This window comes from Clostridium folliculivorans, assembly GCF_024341905.1.
Taxonomy (GTDB): domain Bacteria; phylum Bacillota; class Clostridia; order Clostridiales; family Clostridiaceae; genus Clostridium_AR; species Clostridium_AR folliculivorans.
Window position 1 is genome coordinate 142,409 of record NZ_BQXY01000006.1, and the last position, 19,788, is coordinate 162,196.

The 19,788-nt window shown below is 32.4% G+C and carries 18 protein-coding genes; 13 read left to right on the top strand and 5 right to left on the bottom strand.

Annotation, left to right across the window (positions count from 1 at the left end; translation table 11 throughout):
* Nucleotides 1-8: 8 nt before the first annotated feature.
* From OCU55_RS16990 to OCU55_RS17020, 7 genes are all read left to right on the top strand, one after another.
* On the top strand, nucleotides 9-851 hold the full coding sequence (locus OCU55_RS16990) for a [formate-C-acetyltransferase]-activating enzyme (RefSeq protein WP_261853489.1): 843 nt from the start codon (nucleotides 9-11) through the stop codon (nucleotides 849-851).
* A 178-nt stretch (nucleotides 852-1,029) separates the two neighbouring features.
* Nucleotides 1,030-1,896, top strand: a complete 867-nt coding sequence (locus tag OCU55_RS16995; RefSeq protein ID WP_261853490.1) for an SDR family oxidoreductase — start codon at nucleotides 1,030-1,032, stop codon at nucleotides 1,894-1,896.
* 244 nt (nucleotides 1,897-2,140) lie between these two features.
* Complete coding sequence (locus OCU55_RS17000; protein WP_183276198.1) at nucleotides 2,141-2,479, top strand: hypothetical protein; 339 nt, start codon at nucleotides 2,141-2,143, stop codon at nucleotides 2,477-2,479.
* Nucleotides 2,480-2,581: 102 nt separating this feature from the next.
* Nucleotides 2,582-2,899, top strand: coding sequence for a hypothetical protein (locus OCU55_RS17005; RefSeq protein ID WP_183276199.1), 318 nt, complete (start codon nucleotides 2,582-2,584; stop codon nucleotides 2,897-2,899).
* A gap of 123 nt (nucleotides 2,900-3,022) precedes the next feature.
* Nucleotides 3,023-3,289, top strand: a complete 267-nt coding sequence (locus OCU55_RS17010; protein WP_261853491.1) for a hypothetical protein — start codon at nucleotides 3,023-3,025, stop codon at nucleotides 3,287-3,289.
* 15 nt (nucleotides 3,290-3,304) lie between these two features.
* Complete coding sequence (locus OCU55_RS17015) at nucleotides 3,305-3,856, top strand: sigma-70 family RNA polymerase sigma factor (protein WP_261853492.1); 552 nt, start codon at nucleotides 3,305-3,307, stop codon at nucleotides 3,854-3,856.
* Nucleotides 3,857-3,858: 2 nt separating this feature from the next.
* A complete protein-coding gene (locus OCU55_RS17020; protein WP_261853493.1) occupies nucleotides 3,859-5,214 on the top strand; it encodes a DUF4179 domain-containing protein in 1,356 nt (451 codons plus the stop codon).
* A 180-nt stretch (nucleotides 5,215-5,394) separates the two neighbouring features.
* Here the strand turns inward: OCU55_RS17020 and OCU55_RS17025 are convergent, their stop codons facing one another.
* Nucleotides 5,395-6,642, bottom strand: a complete 1,248-nt coding sequence (locus OCU55_RS17025; RefSeq protein ID WP_261853494.1) for a helix-turn-helix domain-containing protein — start codon at nucleotides 6,640-6,642, stop codon at nucleotides 5,395-5,397.
* 166 nt (nucleotides 6,643-6,808) lie between these two features.
* Here OCU55_RS17025 and OCU55_RS17030 point away from each other — a divergent pair, with 166 nt between their 5' ends.
* From OCU55_RS17030 to OCU55_RS17050, 5 genes are all read left to right on the top strand, one after another.
* Nucleotides 6,809-7,648 (top strand): HAD family hydrolase, encoded by an 840-nt coding sequence (locus OCU55_RS17030; RefSeq protein ID WP_261853495.1) that lies wholly within the window; start codon nucleotides 6,809-6,811, stop codon nucleotides 7,646-7,648.
* Nucleotides 7,649-7,680: 32 nt separating this feature from the next.
* Nucleotides 7,681-9,384, top strand: a complete 1,704-nt coding sequence (locus tag OCU55_RS17035) for a glycoside hydrolase family 3 protein (RefSeq protein WP_261853496.1) — start codon at nucleotides 7,681-7,683, stop codon at nucleotides 9,382-9,384.
* A gap of 207 nt (nucleotides 9,385-9,591) precedes the next feature.
* A complete protein-coding gene (locus OCU55_RS17040; protein WP_261853497.1) occupies nucleotides 9,592-10,971 on the top strand; it encodes an MFS transporter in 1,380 nt (459 codons plus the stop codon).
* Nucleotides 10,972-11,234: 263 nt separating this feature from the next.
* A complete protein-coding gene (locus tag OCU55_RS17045) occupies nucleotides 11,235-11,687 on the top strand; it encodes a NanQ anomerase/TabA/YiaL family protein (protein WP_261853498.1) in 453 nt (150 codons plus the stop codon).
* Between the two features lie 471 nt (nucleotides 11,688-12,158).
* The gene (locus tag OCU55_RS17050) at nucleotides 12,159-14,156 is read left to right on the top strand and encodes a fructose-1,6-bisphosphatase (RefSeq protein WP_261853499.1); all 1,998 of its coding nucleotides are present in this window, start codon (nucleotides 12,159-12,161) and stop codon (nucleotides 14,154-14,156) included.
* A 150-nt stretch (nucleotides 14,157-14,306) separates the two neighbouring features.
* Here the strand turns inward: OCU55_RS17050 and OCU55_RS17055 are convergent, their stop codons facing one another.
* The 4 genes from OCU55_RS17055 to uxaC are packed head-to-tail and all read right to left on the bottom strand — an operon-like array spanning nucleotide 14,307 to nucleotide 18,263.
* Complete coding sequence (locus tag OCU55_RS17055; protein ID WP_261853500.1) at nucleotides 14,307-14,948, bottom strand: bifunctional 4-hydroxy-2-oxoglutarate aldolase/2-dehydro-3-deoxy-phosphogluconate aldolase; 642 nt, start codon at nucleotides 14,946-14,948, stop codon at nucleotides 14,307-14,309.
* Between the two features lies 1 nt (nucleotide 14,949).
* Nucleotides 14,950-15,807, bottom strand: a complete 858-nt coding sequence (locus OCU55_RS17060) for an SDR family oxidoreductase (RefSeq protein WP_261853501.1) — start codon at nucleotides 15,805-15,807, stop codon at nucleotides 14,950-14,952.
* 1 nt (nucleotide 15,808) lies between these two features.
* A complete protein-coding gene (uxuA, locus tag OCU55_RS17065) occupies nucleotides 15,809-16,864 on the bottom strand; it encodes a mannonate dehydratase (protein ID WP_261853502.1) in 1,056 nt (351 codons plus the stop codon).
* Between the two features lie 4 nt (nucleotides 16,865-16,868).
* Nucleotides 16,869-18,263, bottom strand: coding sequence for a glucuronate isomerase (gene uxaC, locus OCU55_RS17070; protein WP_261853503.1), 1,395 nt, complete (start codon nucleotides 18,261-18,263; stop codon nucleotides 16,869-16,871).
* Between the two features lie 662 nt (nucleotides 18,264-18,925).
* Here uxaC and OCU55_RS17075 point away from each other — a divergent pair.
* The gene (locus OCU55_RS17075) at nucleotides 18,926-19,786 is read left to right on the top strand and encodes an AraC family transcriptional regulator (RefSeq protein ID WP_261853504.1); all 861 of its coding nucleotides are present in this window, start codon (nucleotides 18,926-18,928) and stop codon (nucleotides 19,784-19,786) included.
* The last annotated feature ends 2 nt before the right edge of the window (nucleotides 19,787-19,788 follow it).

Sequence of the window (19,788 nt, forward strand, 5' to 3'; positions counted from 1 at the left end):
TGGTTACTTTGGAAAAAGCCATAATTTTTAATATACAAAGGTATAGCTTGCATGATGGTGGAGGAATAAGAACAGTTGTATTCTTTAAAGGCTGTCCTTTAAAATGTCCTTGGTGCTCTAATCCAGAATCTCAGAAGTTTAAATTAGAGATAATGAGGAAACCTAATCTATGTATAAAGTGCAGTAGTGAAAGCTGTGCTAAGTGTACCATGAGTCCAGACAAATGCCCAACTGGAGCTTTGGACTATATAGGAAGAGAGTATACCGTAGAAGAAGTAGTTAATGAAGTAAAAAAAGACATAGTGTTCTATGATACTTCTGAAGGTGGAGTTACTTTATCCGGTGGTGAAGTTTTAGCCCAACCAATGTTTGCTTTAGACTTGCTTAAAAGATTGAGGGAATTCTCCATAAACACAGCAATAGAAACTTCAGGGCAGGGAGATACTGAAAAACTTTTAGAGCTAGCAAAATATTTAGATTTAATTCTTTTTGATCTTAAAATAATGGATAAAGAAAAAGCAAAAGATATATTAGGAGCAGATATAAATCTTATTAAAAACAATATGAAAGAACTTGTTTTAAATAATCATAAGGTTATACCAAGAATACCTTTGATTCCTGGATATACTATGGAGGATGAAAATATATCTGAGATTATAGCCTTTGTTAAAGAGTTAGGTTTAAAAGAAATTCATATACTTCCCTTCCATCAATACGGAAGCAAGAAATATGAGTATTTAGGTAAAGACTATAGCTTACTAGATATAAAACCTCCATCAGAGGAAGAGGTAAATGCCATAAAACTTAAGATGGAGCAAGAAGGACTTACAGTGTTTATTGGTGGAAGATAGAGCAATAAAGTGTTATCTTCAAAACAATTAATATCTTATTGAAAATATAAACTACTTCAAGCATTAAATTAAAACAGAGCTTTAGTAGTTTAAAAATAGAAAATTTATAAATATACAAATATATAACTATATAAAAATTTAAAATTATAACATTAAGAGAGTAAACGGAGGAATTGAAATGAAGAAGATTTTATTAACTGGTGGAAACGGATTTTTTGGAACAAGACTTGCAGATTTTTATAGAGGAAAGTATGAAGTGATAGTAACCGATAAAGATGATTTAGATATAGTTAATGAAGAAGAAGTTGTAAATGCTTTTAAGGAAATGAAGCCTGACTTTGTAATTCACGCTGCTGCTATTGCTGTTACTGATTTCTGCAACAAGCATCCAGAACTTGCTTATAAGATCAATGTTCAAGGAGCTATAAATGTAGCTAAAGCTTGCAAAGAAGTTGGTGCTAAAATGGTATTCATAAGCTCAGAGCAAGTGTTCAACGGAAATGACAACAGAGGTCCTTTCAACGAAGAAAGCACTCCAGTACCTAATACAGTTTATGGTGAAAATAAACTAGAAGCTGAAAAGCTTATTAAAGAAATACTCGATGAAGTATGGGTATTAAGATTTACATGGCAGTTTGGTCTTCCTCAAAGAGGCTTCAATATGGCATCAAATATCCTATGGGATACAATGACAGCTATAATGAAGGGTGAAAAAATAATAGCTCCAACAAATGAATTCAGAGGAATGACTTATGTTTACGAACTAATAGAGCAATTTGATAAGATCTTTGAAATTCCTTACGACACTTATCATGTTGGAAGTGTAAATAATCTAAGCAGATACGACGTTGTTAAGTTTATCATAAAGCAATTAGGACTTGAACATAGAACAGAAGAAATTCTTGAAGCTGATACAGAAAAGTACAGTGACAATCCAAGAGATGTAAGACTAGATACAAGCAAGCTTGCTAAGTTTGGAATAAAGTTTGGTACTACTGAAGAAGGCATTGTTAGATGCTTGAATGAGTTTAAAATTAAGTTGTAGGATGAGTTTATAAGTTTGAAATTTATGTATTCTCACTCATATACCTGATGGACTTCGCAAAGAATCAAATTAGCTAAAATCGCATATATAAATACGTTTGAACAAAAACTCGTTGAAGAATATGGCTTCAGCGAGTTTTTATATAATGTTATTGTAGTATAATGGAATTAATGTTAATATTTAGATGGGAATTTATAAATATGGTTACTCTAAATAATAATTATAAATATGGGGGGAAGAATTTATGTTAATATGGAAAGGATATGGTTTTTTAGCTTTTTTAGTTTTTTTGATGAGTTTTTTAGTAGTTGAGCTTGCTGTTGGAGAAGCATTTTATAGAACACATAGATGGGTAGATTTTTTTGGATTTGTTATTTCTGCACTATTTTGTTATTTTGTCGGAAAAAAATTGAACAATAATAAAGGGAAAGTATACATAGATAAGAAAACAGGAGAAGAGGTGTTGATAAAGAAAACTCATTCACTTTTCTTTATCAAAATGGAGTATTGGGGAATTATATTTTTAGTAATAGGATGTATATATTTGTTTCTCTATATTCAAGTTGTGAAGGCGTTTTACTAGAGAAATGTAAAGAAAGATTATTTTAGTCGAATAATCATAAAAATTTAAAAGAATTTGACAAGTTATGGATATCTTGAATGAGAAGTATGGAGGGAAGAATTCATGTTAATTTGGAGAGGATATGGTTTTTTAACAATTATATTAGCGGGAATAAGCTTTGTATTAGTTGAGCTTGTTGTAGGTAAAGAATTTTATAATACTCATAATTGGGTTCATATGGTTGGGTATATTATTGCTGGAGTACTATGCTATTTTGTAGGAAAAGATTTAAACAAGAATAAAGATAAAATATACGTTGACAAGGAAAGTGGCAAAGAAGTCATAGTTAGAAACTCACATTCCTTTATATTTATAAAAATGGAATATTGGGGATTTATTTTTCCGATAGTGGGGATAATTAATTTATTCATGGGTAAGTAGATGTCATAGATCTATGGCTTGAATTTGACAATTATTTTATATATAGAAGATATTAGGTTAGCGCTTAAAAGCATTAACCTTTTTTGATATATAGAAAAATATAATAGGAGGCAGATTCAACAAGTGTTTAAATTAGGAGTAATTAACAAAATAATTATTTCTTCAAGTGCACTTGAGGGTGTTGCTAAAATCAAATTTGAAGATCGGATAGGGTTAATATTTTGTTATATACTTCTTATAAAATATTACGAACCTGGGGAGCGACCTCAAATGGTTGAGGTTAAGGATGTAAAAAGGTGGATTGTTTTTAGTAAGAGCAATAAAAATTATTATATCCTCCATGGAACAAATCAAAAGTTCAGTGAATCTAATAAGTGTTCTACTAATTAAAGGAAGGAATGATTAGTGTTGCTGAATTCATCGAGGCTTAATAAAGCCTTAGAAATAACTGATGATGTAAGGCTTGCGAAAAAAGGCAATAAAGAAGCTTTTTGCAGAATAATTGAAAGTAATAAAAATCAGCTTTATAGAATTGCCAAAGGCATAGTACACTTTGAAGCTGATATTGAAGATGTATTGCAGGAGGTTACCTTAAAAGCATGGCTTCAAATAAAAAAATTAAAGAAGGACGAGTATTTTAAGACTTGGTTAATTAGAATACTTATTAATGAATGCAATACCATTTTACGTAAGAGAAAGAGTGTTATTACATTAGAGGAAGTAAGCTTTACTGAGAGTGAGGAGTTTAATATAAATGAAAAGCTGGATTTGTGGAATGCTTTAAATTCCCTAAGTTATGAGTTAAGAACTGTGGTTGTATTATTTTACTATGAAGATCTGCCTTACAAGGACATAGCAGCAATCTTAAGAATCTCTGAAGGTACTGTAAAATCAAGGTCATCTAGGGCTAAGGTGAAACTAGAAGAAATTTTGAATTTTGCTGTGAAGGGGGAGTAATCATGGAAGAATACTTAAAAAGTCAAAAAAATAAATATAACAATACCAAAATATCAACTGAAGCAGATAAAAAGATAAAAGTGACTTTGGAAAACTTACCAGAGCGTAAGAAAACTAAAAGGTTTAATATTGTTGCGGCAGCTATTGTTTTTGTTTGTATTAGCGCATTACTTTCTACAAATGTGTCCCAAGTAAAGGCAGATTCTATAATCAAATCCATATTAGGATATTTCGTAAAAGATAATAATCTAAATGATAACTATGGTAAGTATGCAAATGCTGTGAATAAAACTACTACTAATAATGGAGTTGAGATAACCATAGATAGCATAGCTTCAGATTCACTGGGAGTTACTTTAGGATATTCCTTAAAAACTGATAAGGCTATAAAAGGAGCGGATTTAGGTGTCACTAAACTTTTAATTAATGGAAAAGAGACTAGCTTTGAAAATACCACAAATTATTATAAGGAAATAGGTAATTTGCAATACGTAGGATATGAGTCCTTTAAAGTAAAAGATTTACCTAAGAACTTTAAATTTGAGATAGTTGTAAACAGTGTAGGAGATATTTCAGGACAATGGTCATTTAAACTAAATGCTTCAAATGAAGATATTAATGAAAATACGTTTGTATCAAACACAAGCTTTCAAAAGGTATCGGAAGATGGAATCCTAAATATTTCTAAAATAATATCAACTCCATTAAATACTTATATTCAGTTGACCTACAAAAGTAATAATCCAATAAAAAGTGAGGATAAAATACCTTATTCCACTGTGTTTTTAATGGATGAAAATAATAGGATGGTAACTATTGAAGATGTGAAAAGCACCATAGTTGATGAGTATACCTATAAAACTGAATTTTATATTAAAGAGTATAAAGGAAAGCTTAATAAATTGACCATTATTCCATACAAAGCACCTGAGATTTCAAAAGAACCTAGAAGGCTAGAAGACGATAATGAATTTTATAATCTAAAAACAAAAACGCCTTTTGTTATAAATGCAGGAGATATGGGGGAGATTAAGGTGAATTCAATGGTGGAGACAAGAGATAAGGTTACCATGAATTGTTCCATAGAAAGTATTTATGGAGATTTGTTAGTTAATGCCCTAGGATTAGGTTACGATATTAAACTGAATGCTGACCCTGCAATTAATAATTTTAATCCTATCGGTTTTAACAAAAATACTATGGATAAAATAAAGACTTTGACTAACTTAAATAATGTTGTACTGGAGTTTGATAAGGATTCTACCTTGAAAGATGATAAGTACGTGTTAGTATTTCAGAAGTATATTAAGGAAATTAAAGTCTACCCTGAGCTAAAAATTACTGTTCCTATAGATTAGAGTGAAAATGAAAATGTAAATAATTTAAGCAAATGCAAAGCTGCTCATATAGTATTTTCAGCAGTAACAACTAAGTTCCATGAAGAGAAAAACACATAAATTAATAGTACTATATTTATGTAAAAAGGCTACTCTAAGTAATTAACTTGGAGCAGCCTTTTTAGCTTTCATGATATATAATTATTTATTGTTCAACGAACTTTTCTTTAAATACTCTTTTGGGGTTAGTGATGTAAGCTTTTTAAAGACCTTGCAAAAATAAGTATGATTATCAAAGCCTACCATAAGTGCAATATCCGTGATGGAATTATTATTTTGCTCGATAAGGTATTTAGCTTCTTTAACTCTTTTTGTGTTTATAAAGTCTGTGATAGTCATTTCTGTTTCTTTCTTAAACTGTCTAGAAAGATGAGAGGGATTTATATCAATACTGCTTGCAACAGAATTTAAGGAAATTGGATCTTGATAGTTTAAGTTAATATAATTTATTGCTTTCTTGATTATACTGCTATATCCTGCAGTAGAGTACTTGGTTACCAGATCACAATATTCAGCTACCATGGCATCACCCAGTGTATCAAGTTGTCTTATGGTAGATATATTTTCTATCAAGGTGGCAAACTTGTCAGAAAGAGGGCTGATATAGATTGGAGATACTCCACCACGTTCACAGGCAATTCTAAGTAAAGTATTAAAGCTAAAGGTAAGATTTTTATAAGCTCTTAAAGGATCGTTTGGAGCTCTATGTGTTGCTTTAAAACGAAATAGTTTCTTAAACTCTAAAGCTTCAGCTTTGGAACCTTTCTCCACTGCGTTCAATATTTCCTTTTCTACCTTATATCTTAACTCAATATCAGATATTAGATTTCCTTCATTAATAGATTCACTTTCTTTTTCATTAATTATAGCGGATTCATTGGAGACATATATTATGTCCTTTGAAATAAATGTATTTGAAGCTAGATTAATCATTAATAAACCAACATTCTTAATATCGTTAAAATCATATATAGGAATGCTCTTGTAGTATTCTCTCAGTTGTAATCTATGTACTAGAGGTAAATTGTTTTTTTCTAGCACTTTAGACACAAATGCATCATCAGGAACAGCTGAAAGAAATGGACCGAGGATAACAGATCCTTTAAATTTTGACTTCTCAAAGAAACCTACAGCTAAATAACTAAGTTGGAGGTTGTCTGTAAAATGCATGATGTCATTACCTATATTATTTTGTAAACTACAGTCAATATACTTAAGAGTTCTGGATATAGAATCTGATAATACATCTGGTATTTTAGAATTAACTAACTGAAAGGAAGCACTTGTATCATCAATATCTATGAATTCCAAGTTTAGCTTACATATACCATGAATAACGGAACAGATGTTATAAATTAGCTCATCTACAGTACCTTCTTTTACTTTCATGAATCCTCCTAAAAACAAATTCCATAAGTTTTAAACATAATAACAGAAATTTATTATGAAAGCAATAATTTTACACAAAGAGTCAAAATAGTTGAAGTTGTTTTTTTTATAACAATATAAAATGTACTCATAGCTTGAAAATGATTTCACGAGAGGAGCAAAGTTAATGAAAATTACTATAGCTGATTTTAATAAAGATAAAGAATTTTTAGTGTGTGTAGATTCAGACGGATGCGCTATGGATACCATGGAAGTAAAACATAGGAAGTGCTTTGCACCTAAAGCGATAGAAGTATGGGGATTGCAACATATTGAAAATAAGTTTCTTGAAGTTTGGAATAATGTAAATCTGTATTCTAAAACAAGAGGCATAAATAGATTTAAGGGGCTCGTAAGAACTTTTGAATTGCTAAAAGAAGAAGGAATATCTATGCCAGAATTCTCTTCAATAAAGCAGTGGACAGAAACTACACTAGAACTTTCAAATCCTGCCTTACAAAAAGCAATTGAAGAGACCAATGATGAACAGCTTATTAAAACTATGGAATGGAGTAAGGAAGTCAATAAGGCTATAAGTGAACTACATAATGAGGACAAACCTTTTACTGGGGTTAAAGAAGCCTTAGAAAGTATTAGCAAGGTTGTAGATATTGCAATTGTCTCCTCAGCAAATGGAGGAGCGGTAATTGATGAATGGACAAGACACGGACTTGCAGTTAGTGTAAAAGTAATGCTTGGACAGGAAGCTGGAACAAAGGCTGCTTGTATTTCTGGGCTAAAAGAAAGGAATTTTCCTAATGATAAGGTATTAATGGTTGGAGATGCACCGGGAGATTTAGATGCTGCTTTAAAGAATGGCGTTCTATACTACCCAATACTTGTAGGAAAAGAAGAACTTTCGTGGAAGAGGCTGGCTACTGAGGCTATGTCAAAATTTTTAGATGGAAGTTATAGTGGAGAATATCAACAAACACTTATTGAGGAGTTTAATCAGTCATTGAAGTAAAAGAAGTTTAATTAATAGGAGGAGAAATAAATATGGCTTTAGTAGATTTAAGAGCAAAACCATACTATTTGAGTGAAGAAGACATCACCTGGGTGGAAGATACAATAAAGGGAATGACATTGGAAGAAAAGATAGGGCAGCTATTTATAAACTTATTCTTAAGCTTAGATACTTCAAAAATAAAAGAATTTGTTAGCAAGTACCCTATTGGAGGGGCAAGATACCTTGGAGGAAGTTCTGAAAAGGTATATGAATTTATTTCAGACCTTCAAAGATCAAGTAAGATACCAGTACTTGTTGCCTGCAATTGTGATTCTGGTGGGGATGGAGCTGTTAGTGATGGAACATACATTGCTTCAGCAGCACAATGCGAAGCATCAGGCAATGAAAAACTAGCATATAATGCAGGATATGTCAGCGGTCGTGAAGCTACTGCAATAGGATGTAATTGGAACTTTGATCCCTGTGCAGATATATTGTATAACTGGAGAAATACAATTGTTAATACTAGGGCGTATGGCACCAACCCAGATTCAGTTATAAAGTATACAAGCGCATATATAAAGGGTTTAAGACAAAGTAATATTGCCTCTTGTGCTAAGCACTTTCCAGGGGATGGTACTGAGGAACGTGACCAACATTTAGTCCTAGGAGTAAATGAGCTTAGTGTTGAAGAATGGGATAAAAGCTTTGGGAAGGTTTATAAGCATCTAATCGATGAAGGACTAATGACTATAATGGCTGGACATATTGCCTTACCTGAATATCAATATAAATTAAATCCAAACTTAAAATACGAAGATATATTACCAGCAACCCTATCACCTGAGCTTATAACTGGTTTATTAAAAGAAAAATTAGGCTTTAATGGGTTAGTTACAACTGATGCATCCCATATGATAGGTATGGCAGCGGCTATGAAACGTAAGGATTATGTACCTGCTGCAATTGCTGCTGGTTGTGATATGTTCTTATTCTTTAACGACCCAGAAGAAGATTTTAACTTTATGTTAGAGGGTTATAAGAATGGCGTAATCACTGATGAGCGTCTACATGATGCTTTAAGAAGAGTTTTGGGATTAAAGGCTTCCTTAAAACTACATGTTAAACAAAAGGAAGGTACTTTGATAGCGCCTAAAGAAGGTCTTGTGGTTATTGGATGTAAGGAACATTTATATATGGCTGCAGAAGCTGCTGATCTTGGAATTTCTTTAGTAAAGGATACCTGGAGTCAGTTGCCAATAAAACCAAGCACACATAAGAGAATAAGACTTCACACACTGTTTGGTGAAATCGGAGGCCTTACCCATGGATCAAATGATGCTAAAAAGATAATAATAGAAGAGCTTGAAAGGGCAGGTTTTGAGGTTGCTTTGAATGATGGCAATAGCAGAGATAAAGGAAAAACTGCTGAGCTATCTCAAAACTTCGACGCTGCGCTAGTGTTCGCAGATATTGTAGGATACGCAGCTGAAAATAACTATCGTATAAGATGGAAATGTCCTATGTCAACTGATATTCCTTGGTACATCCATGAAATACCTACTGTATTTGTTTCTTTAAATTTCACAACTCACTTAACAGATGTTCCTATGATGAAAACTTATATAAATGCTTATAAAGATACTAGAGAAGTTATTCGTCAAACAATCCAAAAAATAATGGGAGAGTCAGAGTTTAAAGGAACAGAATTTAACGATAATGTATGGTGTGATAAATGGGAAACTAGAAGATAATTAGATATTGGCGGTCAGAATTGGCCGCCTAATAATCAACATTCAATTAATAAAAACTTTGAAATCGGATTAAAAAGCAGGACTATTTAAATCAAACTATATAAATATTTTTAAAACTTCTGTAAACGTTTTTTAAAGGTGCGATGAATAAGTCACCAATTAAGGCTGCATTAGCGGCTATTTAAATAAAACAAGGGGGAATCTTATATGATTAATAATATTGAGGGGAAAAATTCTACTAGAAACTTTGGGCTGAGAGATAAGATTGGCTATATGTTTGGAGATTTCGGAAATGATTTCTTTTTCATCTTTGCCAGTGCATTCTTAATGGTATTTTACACAGATGTATTTGGCATCAGTCCAGCAATTACAGGTATGGTGTTCATGATTGCAAGACTTTGGGATGCATTTATGGATGTTGCTGTAGGACGATTCATAGATTCACGACCAGCAACTAAAAATGGCAAGTTCAAGCCATGGATTTTGCGCTTTGCGCCAATTCTATTAGTATTTGGTGTGATGATGTTTATAAAAATACCTGGTATGTCAAATCAGTTTTATCTTGTGTATGCATTTGCAACCTATATTATATGGGGATCACTATATAGTGCAGTAAATATACCATATGGTTCAATGGCATCGGTTATTTCAAGTGATCCAGTGGAGCGTGCATCTCTTTCAACTTTTAGAAGTATTGGGGCTTCTTTAGCGGCAATGGTTATAACAACAGTTGTACCTATGGTGGTTTTTGTAGGTAACAAAGCGAATTCAAGTAGATTCTTTATAGTAGCAGTTATAATGGCTGTACTTGCGATGATTTGTTACACACTTTGCTATATGCTATCAACAGAACGTGTAGTTGCAACAACGCAGAAAAAAGGAAATTTGCTTGTTTCGATAAAAGGACTCTTGAAAAATAAGCCATTTATTACAATAGTTTGTGCATCACTTGTTCTTGTTATAGCAATGCTTCTTACAAACAGTTTGAATACTTATCTATATAAGGATTATTTCAAAGATACAAAGGCATTATCTTTATCTGGTCTTATTACTATTCTTAACTTATTAATAGTTGCACCAATGATTACACCTCTTTCAAAGAAATTTGGTAAAAAAGAATCAGCTTCTGCAGCTCTATTATTCTCGGCAATATCATATTTTCTACTTTTCCTTATTCCAACTAAGAATGCATACTTATTCGTAGTACTAAGCTTTCTTGGAAACTGGGGATACAATTACTTCAATTTTATGATTTGGGCATTTGTCACAGACACAATAGATTACCAAGAATATAGAACAGAAATAAGAGAAGATGGTACAGTTTATTCAGTATTTTCATTTATGAGAAAGATTGGCCAAGCAATAGCTGGAGCAATGGGAGGGATAGCCCTTAGTATGGCAGGGTATGTTGCTAAAGCACCTCAGCAAACAGCAGAAGTAGCAGCTAATATTAGAAAATATGCTACACTAACTCCAGCAGTTACGTACTTTATAGTATTTTTAATAATATTCTTCTTATATCCGATGACTAAAGAAGCTCTTACAGAAATTCAGGCTGAATTGGAAAGAAGAAGAGCTGCAAGATAACCATTAAAAAACTATTATTGAATGTTCATATTAAATAAAAAATACAAGGATACCAAAGATATTGGTGTCCTTGTATTAATATAGAGGAGTATCTATTTTATAGGAAATTAAAGTGCTCATCTATGAATTAAATGGCTGAAACGATATTATCGGAGGCAAAGTGGACAATTTTTGCAAAGTTAATAGCAAGAATAGCATGTTTTAAAAATTAAGTTTCATTTATAATTAAGACATACTTTTTATAATTTATGAGGTGAATAGAAATGATTATTGATAAATTAGATAATGGAACAGAGTATTATGGACTTGGGGGAAGAATAAAGAAAGCTCTTGAGTACTTAAAAAGTACAGATTTAGCTGAATTAGAGCCAGGAAAATATCAAATTGAAAATGATGAGATTTATGCCATGGTTTCTGAATATGACACTAAGTCAGTAGAAGAAGTGTTATGGGAGGCTCATAAGAGCTATATAGATATTCAATACATGATTAATGGATCAGAAAAGATGGGATATACAAATGCAGAAAATATAAAGGTTACCACTGAGTATGATTCAGAAAAGGATATTTTGTTTGGAACTGCAGATGGAGACTTTGTTACAGTGGAAGAGGGAATGTTTATTATATTTAAGCCCCAAGATGGGCACATGCCTTCTATAAGAATTGATGATTCAGAAAGAGTAAAGAAGGTAGTTGTTAAGGTTCTTGCTGAGTAGAAAAATCAGAGCAAGAATCTTCCGTTCAATGAAGATAGCTACATGTTTGTATTTCAAGATCATATTAGAGTATATCTAGAATTTAAAATTACAGAGCCTATAGATACTAAAACGAACAGAAGAAGACACCAAGTTTATGGTGTCTTTCTTACTGTATAAGAAAACATAAACTCTTTAGGCTAGTTAAAGCTAAATGGTTTAAAGATTTTAGCAGTCTTTTAGGTCTATACAGTAAGATATAAAACTTGTTCGCCTGCCAGATTTTCCTCATATGTATTCGGAAAGGCAGATGGGTAAAAAACTTACTGAAGAAAGTCGCTTCAGTAAGTTTTATATATGCTATACTACTTGCTGAAAAATACACTATATTGCTATGCTAATAGAAATATAGTATACTCTGTATATTGAGGAAATATTTGATGACTATTAATATAAGAATAAAATTAGCCAATGATTTTAGGGGGAAATGCAATGCTTTATATTGAAGAAGACTCTAGTCAAGAATTCCAAGATAAACTTAAATATCTAAAACTACTATCTAATAACTATCCAACAATAGCTGATGCTTGTACGGAAATAATTAATCTACAAGCTATTTTAAATCTTCCCAAAGGAACTGAACATTTTTTATCTGATATCCATGGAGAGTATGAACCTTTTATTCATGTGTTGAATAACGCTTCTGGGGTTATAAAACGTAAGATTAATGATGTTTTTGGCAATATACTTAGTCAAAAGGAGATGAAAAGTCTTGCAACGCTAATATATTACCCAGAGCAAAAGATAGAACTAGAACTTAAAGATCAGTCTAATATAGAGGATTGGTATAAGATAACCTTATATAGGCTTATTGATATGTGCAGATATGCATCTTCAAAATATACCCGTTCAAAGGTAAGAAAGGCTTTGCCAAAGGATTTTGCTTATATTATAGAAGAGCTTTTACATGAACAGCCTGACAGACTTGATAAGGAAAAATACTACGAAGAAATAGTAAAAACCATAATTAGAGTGGGACGAGCTAAAGAGTTTATAGTTGCTCTATCTAAGCTGATCCAAAGACTAGTAATAGATAGACTTCATATTATAGGAGATATATTTGATAGGGGACCAGGCCCTGATATCATAATGGATACACTTATAGATTATCATTGTATTGATATTCAGTGGGGAAATCACGATATAGTTTGGATGGGGGCAGCAGCAGGTAGTGAAGCATGTATTGCAACAGTCCTTAGAACCAGTGCTAGATATGGCAATTTAAGTACTATAGAAGATGGATATGGAATAAATCTATTGCCTTTAGCTACCTTTGCTATGGAATTTTATAAAGATGATGATTGCGAAATATTTAAGCCTAAGCTTGAAAATGATAGAGCTTGTAGTGAAAAAGATGTGGAGCTTATAGCTAAGATGCATAAAGCAATAACAGTAATGCAGTTTAAGCTAGAAGGAGAAGTAATTAAAAGACGTCCTTACTTCGGAATGGATGATAGATTGCTATTAGATAAAATAAATTATGAGCAAGGTACTATTGAGCTTGATGGACAAATATATAAATTGAAAGACTGCCATTTTCCAACTATAAATCCTAATGATCCATATGAGCTGATTCCAGAAGAAAAAGAGCTTATAGAGAAACTAAAATCTTCATTTTTAAATAGTGAAAAGCTTCAAAAGCATGTTAGATTTCTTTTCGCAAAGGGAAGCATGTATTTAAAATATAATTCTAATTTGTTATTTCATGGATGCATTCCACTAAGTGAAGATGGAAGTTTTAGAAAAGTTAGTGTAGGAGCTTCAGGCAAAAAATACAGTGGAAAAGCTTATTTAGATAGGTTAGAGATTTTAGTTAGAGAAGGCTATTTTTATAAGAATAATCCTGAGGCTAAACTCTATGGCATAGATATAATCTGGTATCTGTGGAATGGTAAGGCTTCACCGCTTTTTGGCAAGGATAAGATGACGACCTTCGAAAGATATTTTATTGAAGATAAAGAAACTCATATTGAGAAGAAAAATTACTACTTTGAGCAAGAAGATGATGAAAAAGCTTGCAATATGATCTTTGAGGAATTTGGGTTAGATCCAAAGGTATCTCATATAATTAATGGACATGTACCTGTAAAGATAAAAAAAGGCGAGAGTCCAATAAAAGCAAATGGAAAGCTTCTTGTTATAGATGGAGGCTTCTCAAGAGCTTATCAGCCTGAGACAGGTATAGCAGGCTATACCTTAATATATAATTCCTATGGGCTTTTATTGGTATCCCATGAACCTTTTGAATCTACTCAAAAGGCCATAGAAGAAGAAAAAGATATCCTTTCAACTACAATAGTGCTAGAACAGGAAGTGGATAGGAAGAGAGTTGGAGATACGGATATTGGGGAGGAGCTGAAAATTCAGATTCAGGATTTGGAGTGGCTTCTGGATGCCTATAGGAAGGGAGTAATAAAGGAGCAAAGATAGTAAAAATAAAAAGGTGCATAATTAACTTTCAAGTTAACTATGCACCTTTAATATGTGGATTTCTATCTAAATAATGTGGGTTATTATTAAAATAGAGTGAGTAAATATTTGGTATTTGTGGATAACTTTTGAGTTTTGGGATGTATTAAACTATCTAGCTGTCCTAACAGCTTCAACAAATTTAGCTGCAGTTTCTGTAACTAAGTCATAATTTCCAGTACTTGCGCCTTTAGTTAAATCACTGCCAGTACCAACTGCAACAGCACCGGCTTTAATCCAGTCCTTTACATTGTCAAGATTTACTCCGCCAGTTGGCATGAAGTTACCTTGAGGAAGAGGTCCTTTGAATGAGCTGATTATAGATGGGCCAAAGGCATTACCTGGGAAGACTTTTAGGATCTCAACACCTAATTCAAGAGCTTCTACAGCTTCTTTTACTGTCATGATGCCAGTCATTATAGCAATTCTATATCTGTTACAAAGCTTCACTGTTTCAGGATTTAAACTAGGGCTTACTATATATTTAGCTCCTGCTAAAATACAAGCTCTTGCAGTTTCAGGATCAAGCACAGTTCCAGCTCCTATAAGGATTTCTTTATCATCTTTATAAATGTCAGATAACTCTTTTATAATATCTAAAGCACCAGGAACTGTCATAGTGATTTCCAAAGCCTTAATTCCGCCTTTTTTAACCGCTTCAACAATCTTTATGCCTTCTTCTTTAGAATTAGCTCTTATAACAGCAACAAGTCCATATTCACTTAACTTTTTTATAGTTTCTAATCTTTGCATTTTACACCCCCGAGTAAGCGGAGAAGCCGCCATCTATTGGGATAACTATACCATTTACAAAGCTTGAAGCGTCTTCATTTACTAAGAATAAAAGTGCACCTATAAGCTCTTCAGCTTCTCCAAATCTGCCCATTGGAGTACTGTTTAGTATCTTGTGAGAACGTTCAGTGTAGCTTCCATCAGGATTCTTAAGTAGTGCTTCATTTTGTTTAGTTACAAAGAAGCCTGGTGCTATAGCATTTACTCTTATGCCAACCTTTGAAAAATGAACTGAAAGCCATTGAGTAAAGTTTGATATAGCAGCTTTTGCACCTGAATATGCAGGGATTTTTGTAAGTGGAGTAAAGGCATTCATTGATGAAATATTTATTATGCTGCAGCCTTTTCTTCCTATCATATCTTTTGAGAATTCTTGAGTTGGAAGAAGTGTTCCAAGGAAGTTTAGATCAAATACAAATCTTACTCCATTTTCATCAAGATCGAAGAAGGTTATAAGGTCTTCATTGCCTTCTTTTAAATCTTCTTCATATAAGTATTCCTTTGTTGTTGTGCCTTTTGGATTGTTTCCGCCAGCACCATTTATAAGAATGTCACAAGGACCAAATTTTTCAAGTACTATTTCATGAGCTTTTTTAAGGCTGGCTTTATTAAGTACATTAGCCTCAACCCCTATAGCTATTTTTCCATTTGCTACAACTTCAGCTGCTTTCTTTTCAGCATTTTCTAAACTTAAATCAAGTATTGCAACCTTTGCACCACATTCAGCAAGGGCATCTGTCCAAGAGCTTCCAAGTACTCCAGCTCCACCAGTTATTACTACAACTTTGTCTTTTAAATCTATATTAAAAGGTAATTTCATCTTATTTATCTCCTTTGCTTGTTTTTTCAAGAGTTTCCCATATACCAGTTATATACATAGCGCCTAAGGCACGGTCATATAAACCATAGCCTGGTCTGCCAGTTTCACCCCAGATCATTCTTCCGTGGTCAGGACGAAGGTAGCCATCAAAATTATTTTTATGAAGTACTTTCATGATTTCAACTATATCTAAAGAACCGCAAGGGGAGTAGTGAGCACTTTCTTCAAAGCTTCCATCTTCAAGAAGCTTTACATTTCTAACATGCATGAAGTGGATACGCCCTTGGCTTGCATATTTATCTACCATTTTTACTATATCATTGAAGCTTGCTGATCCAAGAGAACCTGTACAGAAAGTAAGTCCATTATATTTGCTGTCTACAAGCTTTAAGAATCTATCTAGGTTTTTCTCATTAGTTATAATTCTTGGAAGACCAAAAATATTGTATGGAGGATCATCTGGATGAATAGCCATCTTTATATCACATTGCTCTGCAACAGGGATGATTTGCTTTAAGAAATATTCTAAGTTGCTCCATAAAGCTTCTTCATCAACCTTTGAGTATTTTTCAAATAAGTCTGCCATTTGATCTTTTGTGTAGCTTGAATCCCAACCTGGAAGTGATAGTTCACCAGTAAGAGGATCCATTTTTTCTAATTGATCCTTATAGTAAACAAGTGCAGTTGATCCATCATCTAAAACCTTATCAAGCTGAGTTCTTGTCCAGTCAAATACAGGCATGAAATTATAGCAGATTACCTTAACTCCAGCTTTTGCAAGGCTTCTTATATTTTCTTTATAGTTTTCAATATATCTATCTCTACTTGGAAGACCAAGTTTTATATCTTCATGAACTGGAACACTTTCTATAACATCAAACTTTAAGTTAGAAGCTTCTACATCAGCTTTTAATTTAAGAATGCTTTCCATGCTCCATTTTTCTCCTACAGGAACATCGTAAATTGCAGTTACAATACTGTACATGCTTGGAATTTGTCTAATATATTGAAGCGTAACAGCATCGTCGGCTCCATACCATCTAAATGATAATTTCATAATATTAATCCTCCAGTTTTAAATAGTTTTTTATATTTTTAAAGCAGATGCCTTCAATAATTTCTTTTAGTAGTTCAGTATCATTTTCAAATTCTTCATCATCTACTAGAGTTCCTATAAAGGTACACAAGATTCTTCTAAAATAATCATGTCGTGCGTAGGATAAAAAGCTTCTTGAATCTGTAAGCATACCAACAAAGTAGGCTAAAGTGCCTTGACTTGCCAAAGCTTTTAAGTGTTCATTAATTCCTTCTTTATGATCGTTAAACCACCAAGCAGCACCAAATTGAACCTTTCCTTTTATTCCATCTTGTCCAAAGCAGTGAGGAAGTGCAGATAGTACAAGGTTATCCTTTGGGTTTAAGGTATATATTATTGTTTTAGGAAGAGCAGAGTCCTTATCCATTGAAGCTATCAGTCTTGATATGTGAGGTGCTATATTGAAATCATTCATGATATCAAAACCAGCATCGGGACCAAGCTTCTTAAACATTATTTCATTGTTATTTCTCATTGCTCCTAAATGAAGTTGCATTGTCCAACTATGTTTATTATACTCTTCTGCTAGTATTTTAAGAGTAAAGCACCTGAATTTTTCAGTCTCTTCAAAGGATAAATTATTTTCAAATAATCTTTTCTTAAAGATTGCGGCTACCTCGGTTTCATCAGTGTCGAAATAATACAGGCTTTCAAGAGAATGATCAGAAAGCTTGCAACCAGCTTTATCAAAGTATTCTATACGCTTTTTTAATGCAGCTATTAAACTTTGATAGTTATAGATTTCTATAGAAGAACTTTTAGATAAAGCCTTCAAGTAATCGAAGTAATCATCCTTTGTTATATTAAGAGCCTTATCTGGTCTGAAGGTTGGTAGTACCTTAAAGTCTAGTTCTTTTTCTCTTAGCAGCTTGTGATATTCTAAGTTATCAGTAGGATCATCTGTGGTACAGATAAGTTTTACCTTGGAGCTCGTTATAAACTTTACAGGAGACAAAGTTTCTTCTGAAATCTTCTTATTGCAGTATTCATATATCTTTTCAGCATTGCTTTCCTTTAATATTTCATTTACACCAAAGAAATTCTTAAGCTCCATATTAGTCCAGTGGTATAAAGGACTTCCAATTAATCTTTCACAGGTTCTCGCCCACATTTTAAATTTATCAAAATCATTTGCATCACCAGTTATATAAGCTTCAGGCACCCCTGCATATCTCATAGCTCTCCACTTATAGTGATCAAATTCAAGAAAAATCTTAGAGATATTACTGAATACCTTATCTTCATATATTTCTTTTGCTGATAGGTGACAGTGATAGTCATATATTGGAGCATTTTTTGCAATATCATTGTAAAGTAGTTTTGCTGTTTTTCCTTTTAACATAAAATCATTATCTAACAAGTAATCACCTCATTTTTCCACTTTTAATTAACTTTACATATAATTAAAATGCGATTGAAAACAAATACATTTAACTTGTCTTTATTATAACCTTTATAGATTAAATGCAATATGTTATTATTGCTATATAACTTGCAAAAATTGCTCTTATGAAATAATATAATTCTTAGTTAGATTTATTTAACGGATAAAAATTAAGTGATTATGCAGGAAATGCTATATGAGCAAGCTATTAGAATTAAATGATTTTTTCAGATGGAATGGCTCTAAAAAATCGATAATCGGTCTTCATTAGTGATTTTTTTACGCATCTGCCTTTTCTGAACGTATGTGAAGAAATTCTGGCAGGCGACATATTTTGGCTTTTTACTTTTTAATCATATAGCCTTTTTATTTTCTTAAATTTAGGATATCAAATCCTTATAAAAAGTATTGATTATTAAAAAGTAAAACTGTACTGTTCGAACGAAGTGAGTTTACAGTTTTAGCCATGGAATATGACAAAATTATATTAATTCTTTGCGAAGTCTCATTAAAGCATTGGAGGCATAACCACTTAATTTCAACAATATATGAATACAAGTTCAAACTAAGCATATTTTGCAAATACAAATTGAAGTGAGAGACTGTACATATTAAGATAAATTAAGAGGTGGGATTTAGTGAAGAAGAGAACTCATGAGTACCAAACTCGTCAATATATGTTATCCAGTGATTATGAGATATATCATTATTTGAATAGTGATATAAGAAGTATAAATATACACCACCATGATTTTTATGAGTTTTATTTCTTTATCTCAGGAGATGTAACTTATCTAATTGAAGGAAAATCATATAAATTAGAACCTGGTAATATAGTTTTGATTAACTCAAAAGAGCTGCATCAAGCAGTGATAAATTCTGAGGAAGCATACTATGAAAGAATTGTTCTTTGGATAAATAAAGCTTTCTTAAAGAAACTTTCTAATGATGAAACAGATCTTTCACTTTGTTTTGAAGGTTTTAATAAGAAGAATGTGATGAGTACGGATATTGAGCAGCAAAAAAATATTAGGTTCATTCTTAATAAATTAGTTGATTTAGAAAATTATCAAGGAATAGGCTATGAATTGCTTTATAAAGCTTATATCACAGAGCTTATGGTACATATAAATAATCTTGCTTTTAATGAAAGTGCAGAGCTAAGCGTAGATATGAAAAAAAGCAATCTTATTGATGGAATAATTGAGTACATCAATAATCATATAGAAGAAGATATAACCGTTGACCAAATAGCAGAACAGTTTTATCTCAGCAAGTTTCATTTGTCTAGAGAGTTTAAAAAATACACAGGGACTACAATTCATAGATATATAGTTCAGAAGAAACTGATAGAGGCTAAGGAGCTAATATTAAAAGAAGTTCCAATTATCGATGTTTATAAACAATGCGGTTTTGGGGACTATTCTAACTTCTTTAGAGCTTTTAAAAATGAGTATGGAATTACACCGAAGCAGTATTATGAGGCAATGGTAAAGTGAAA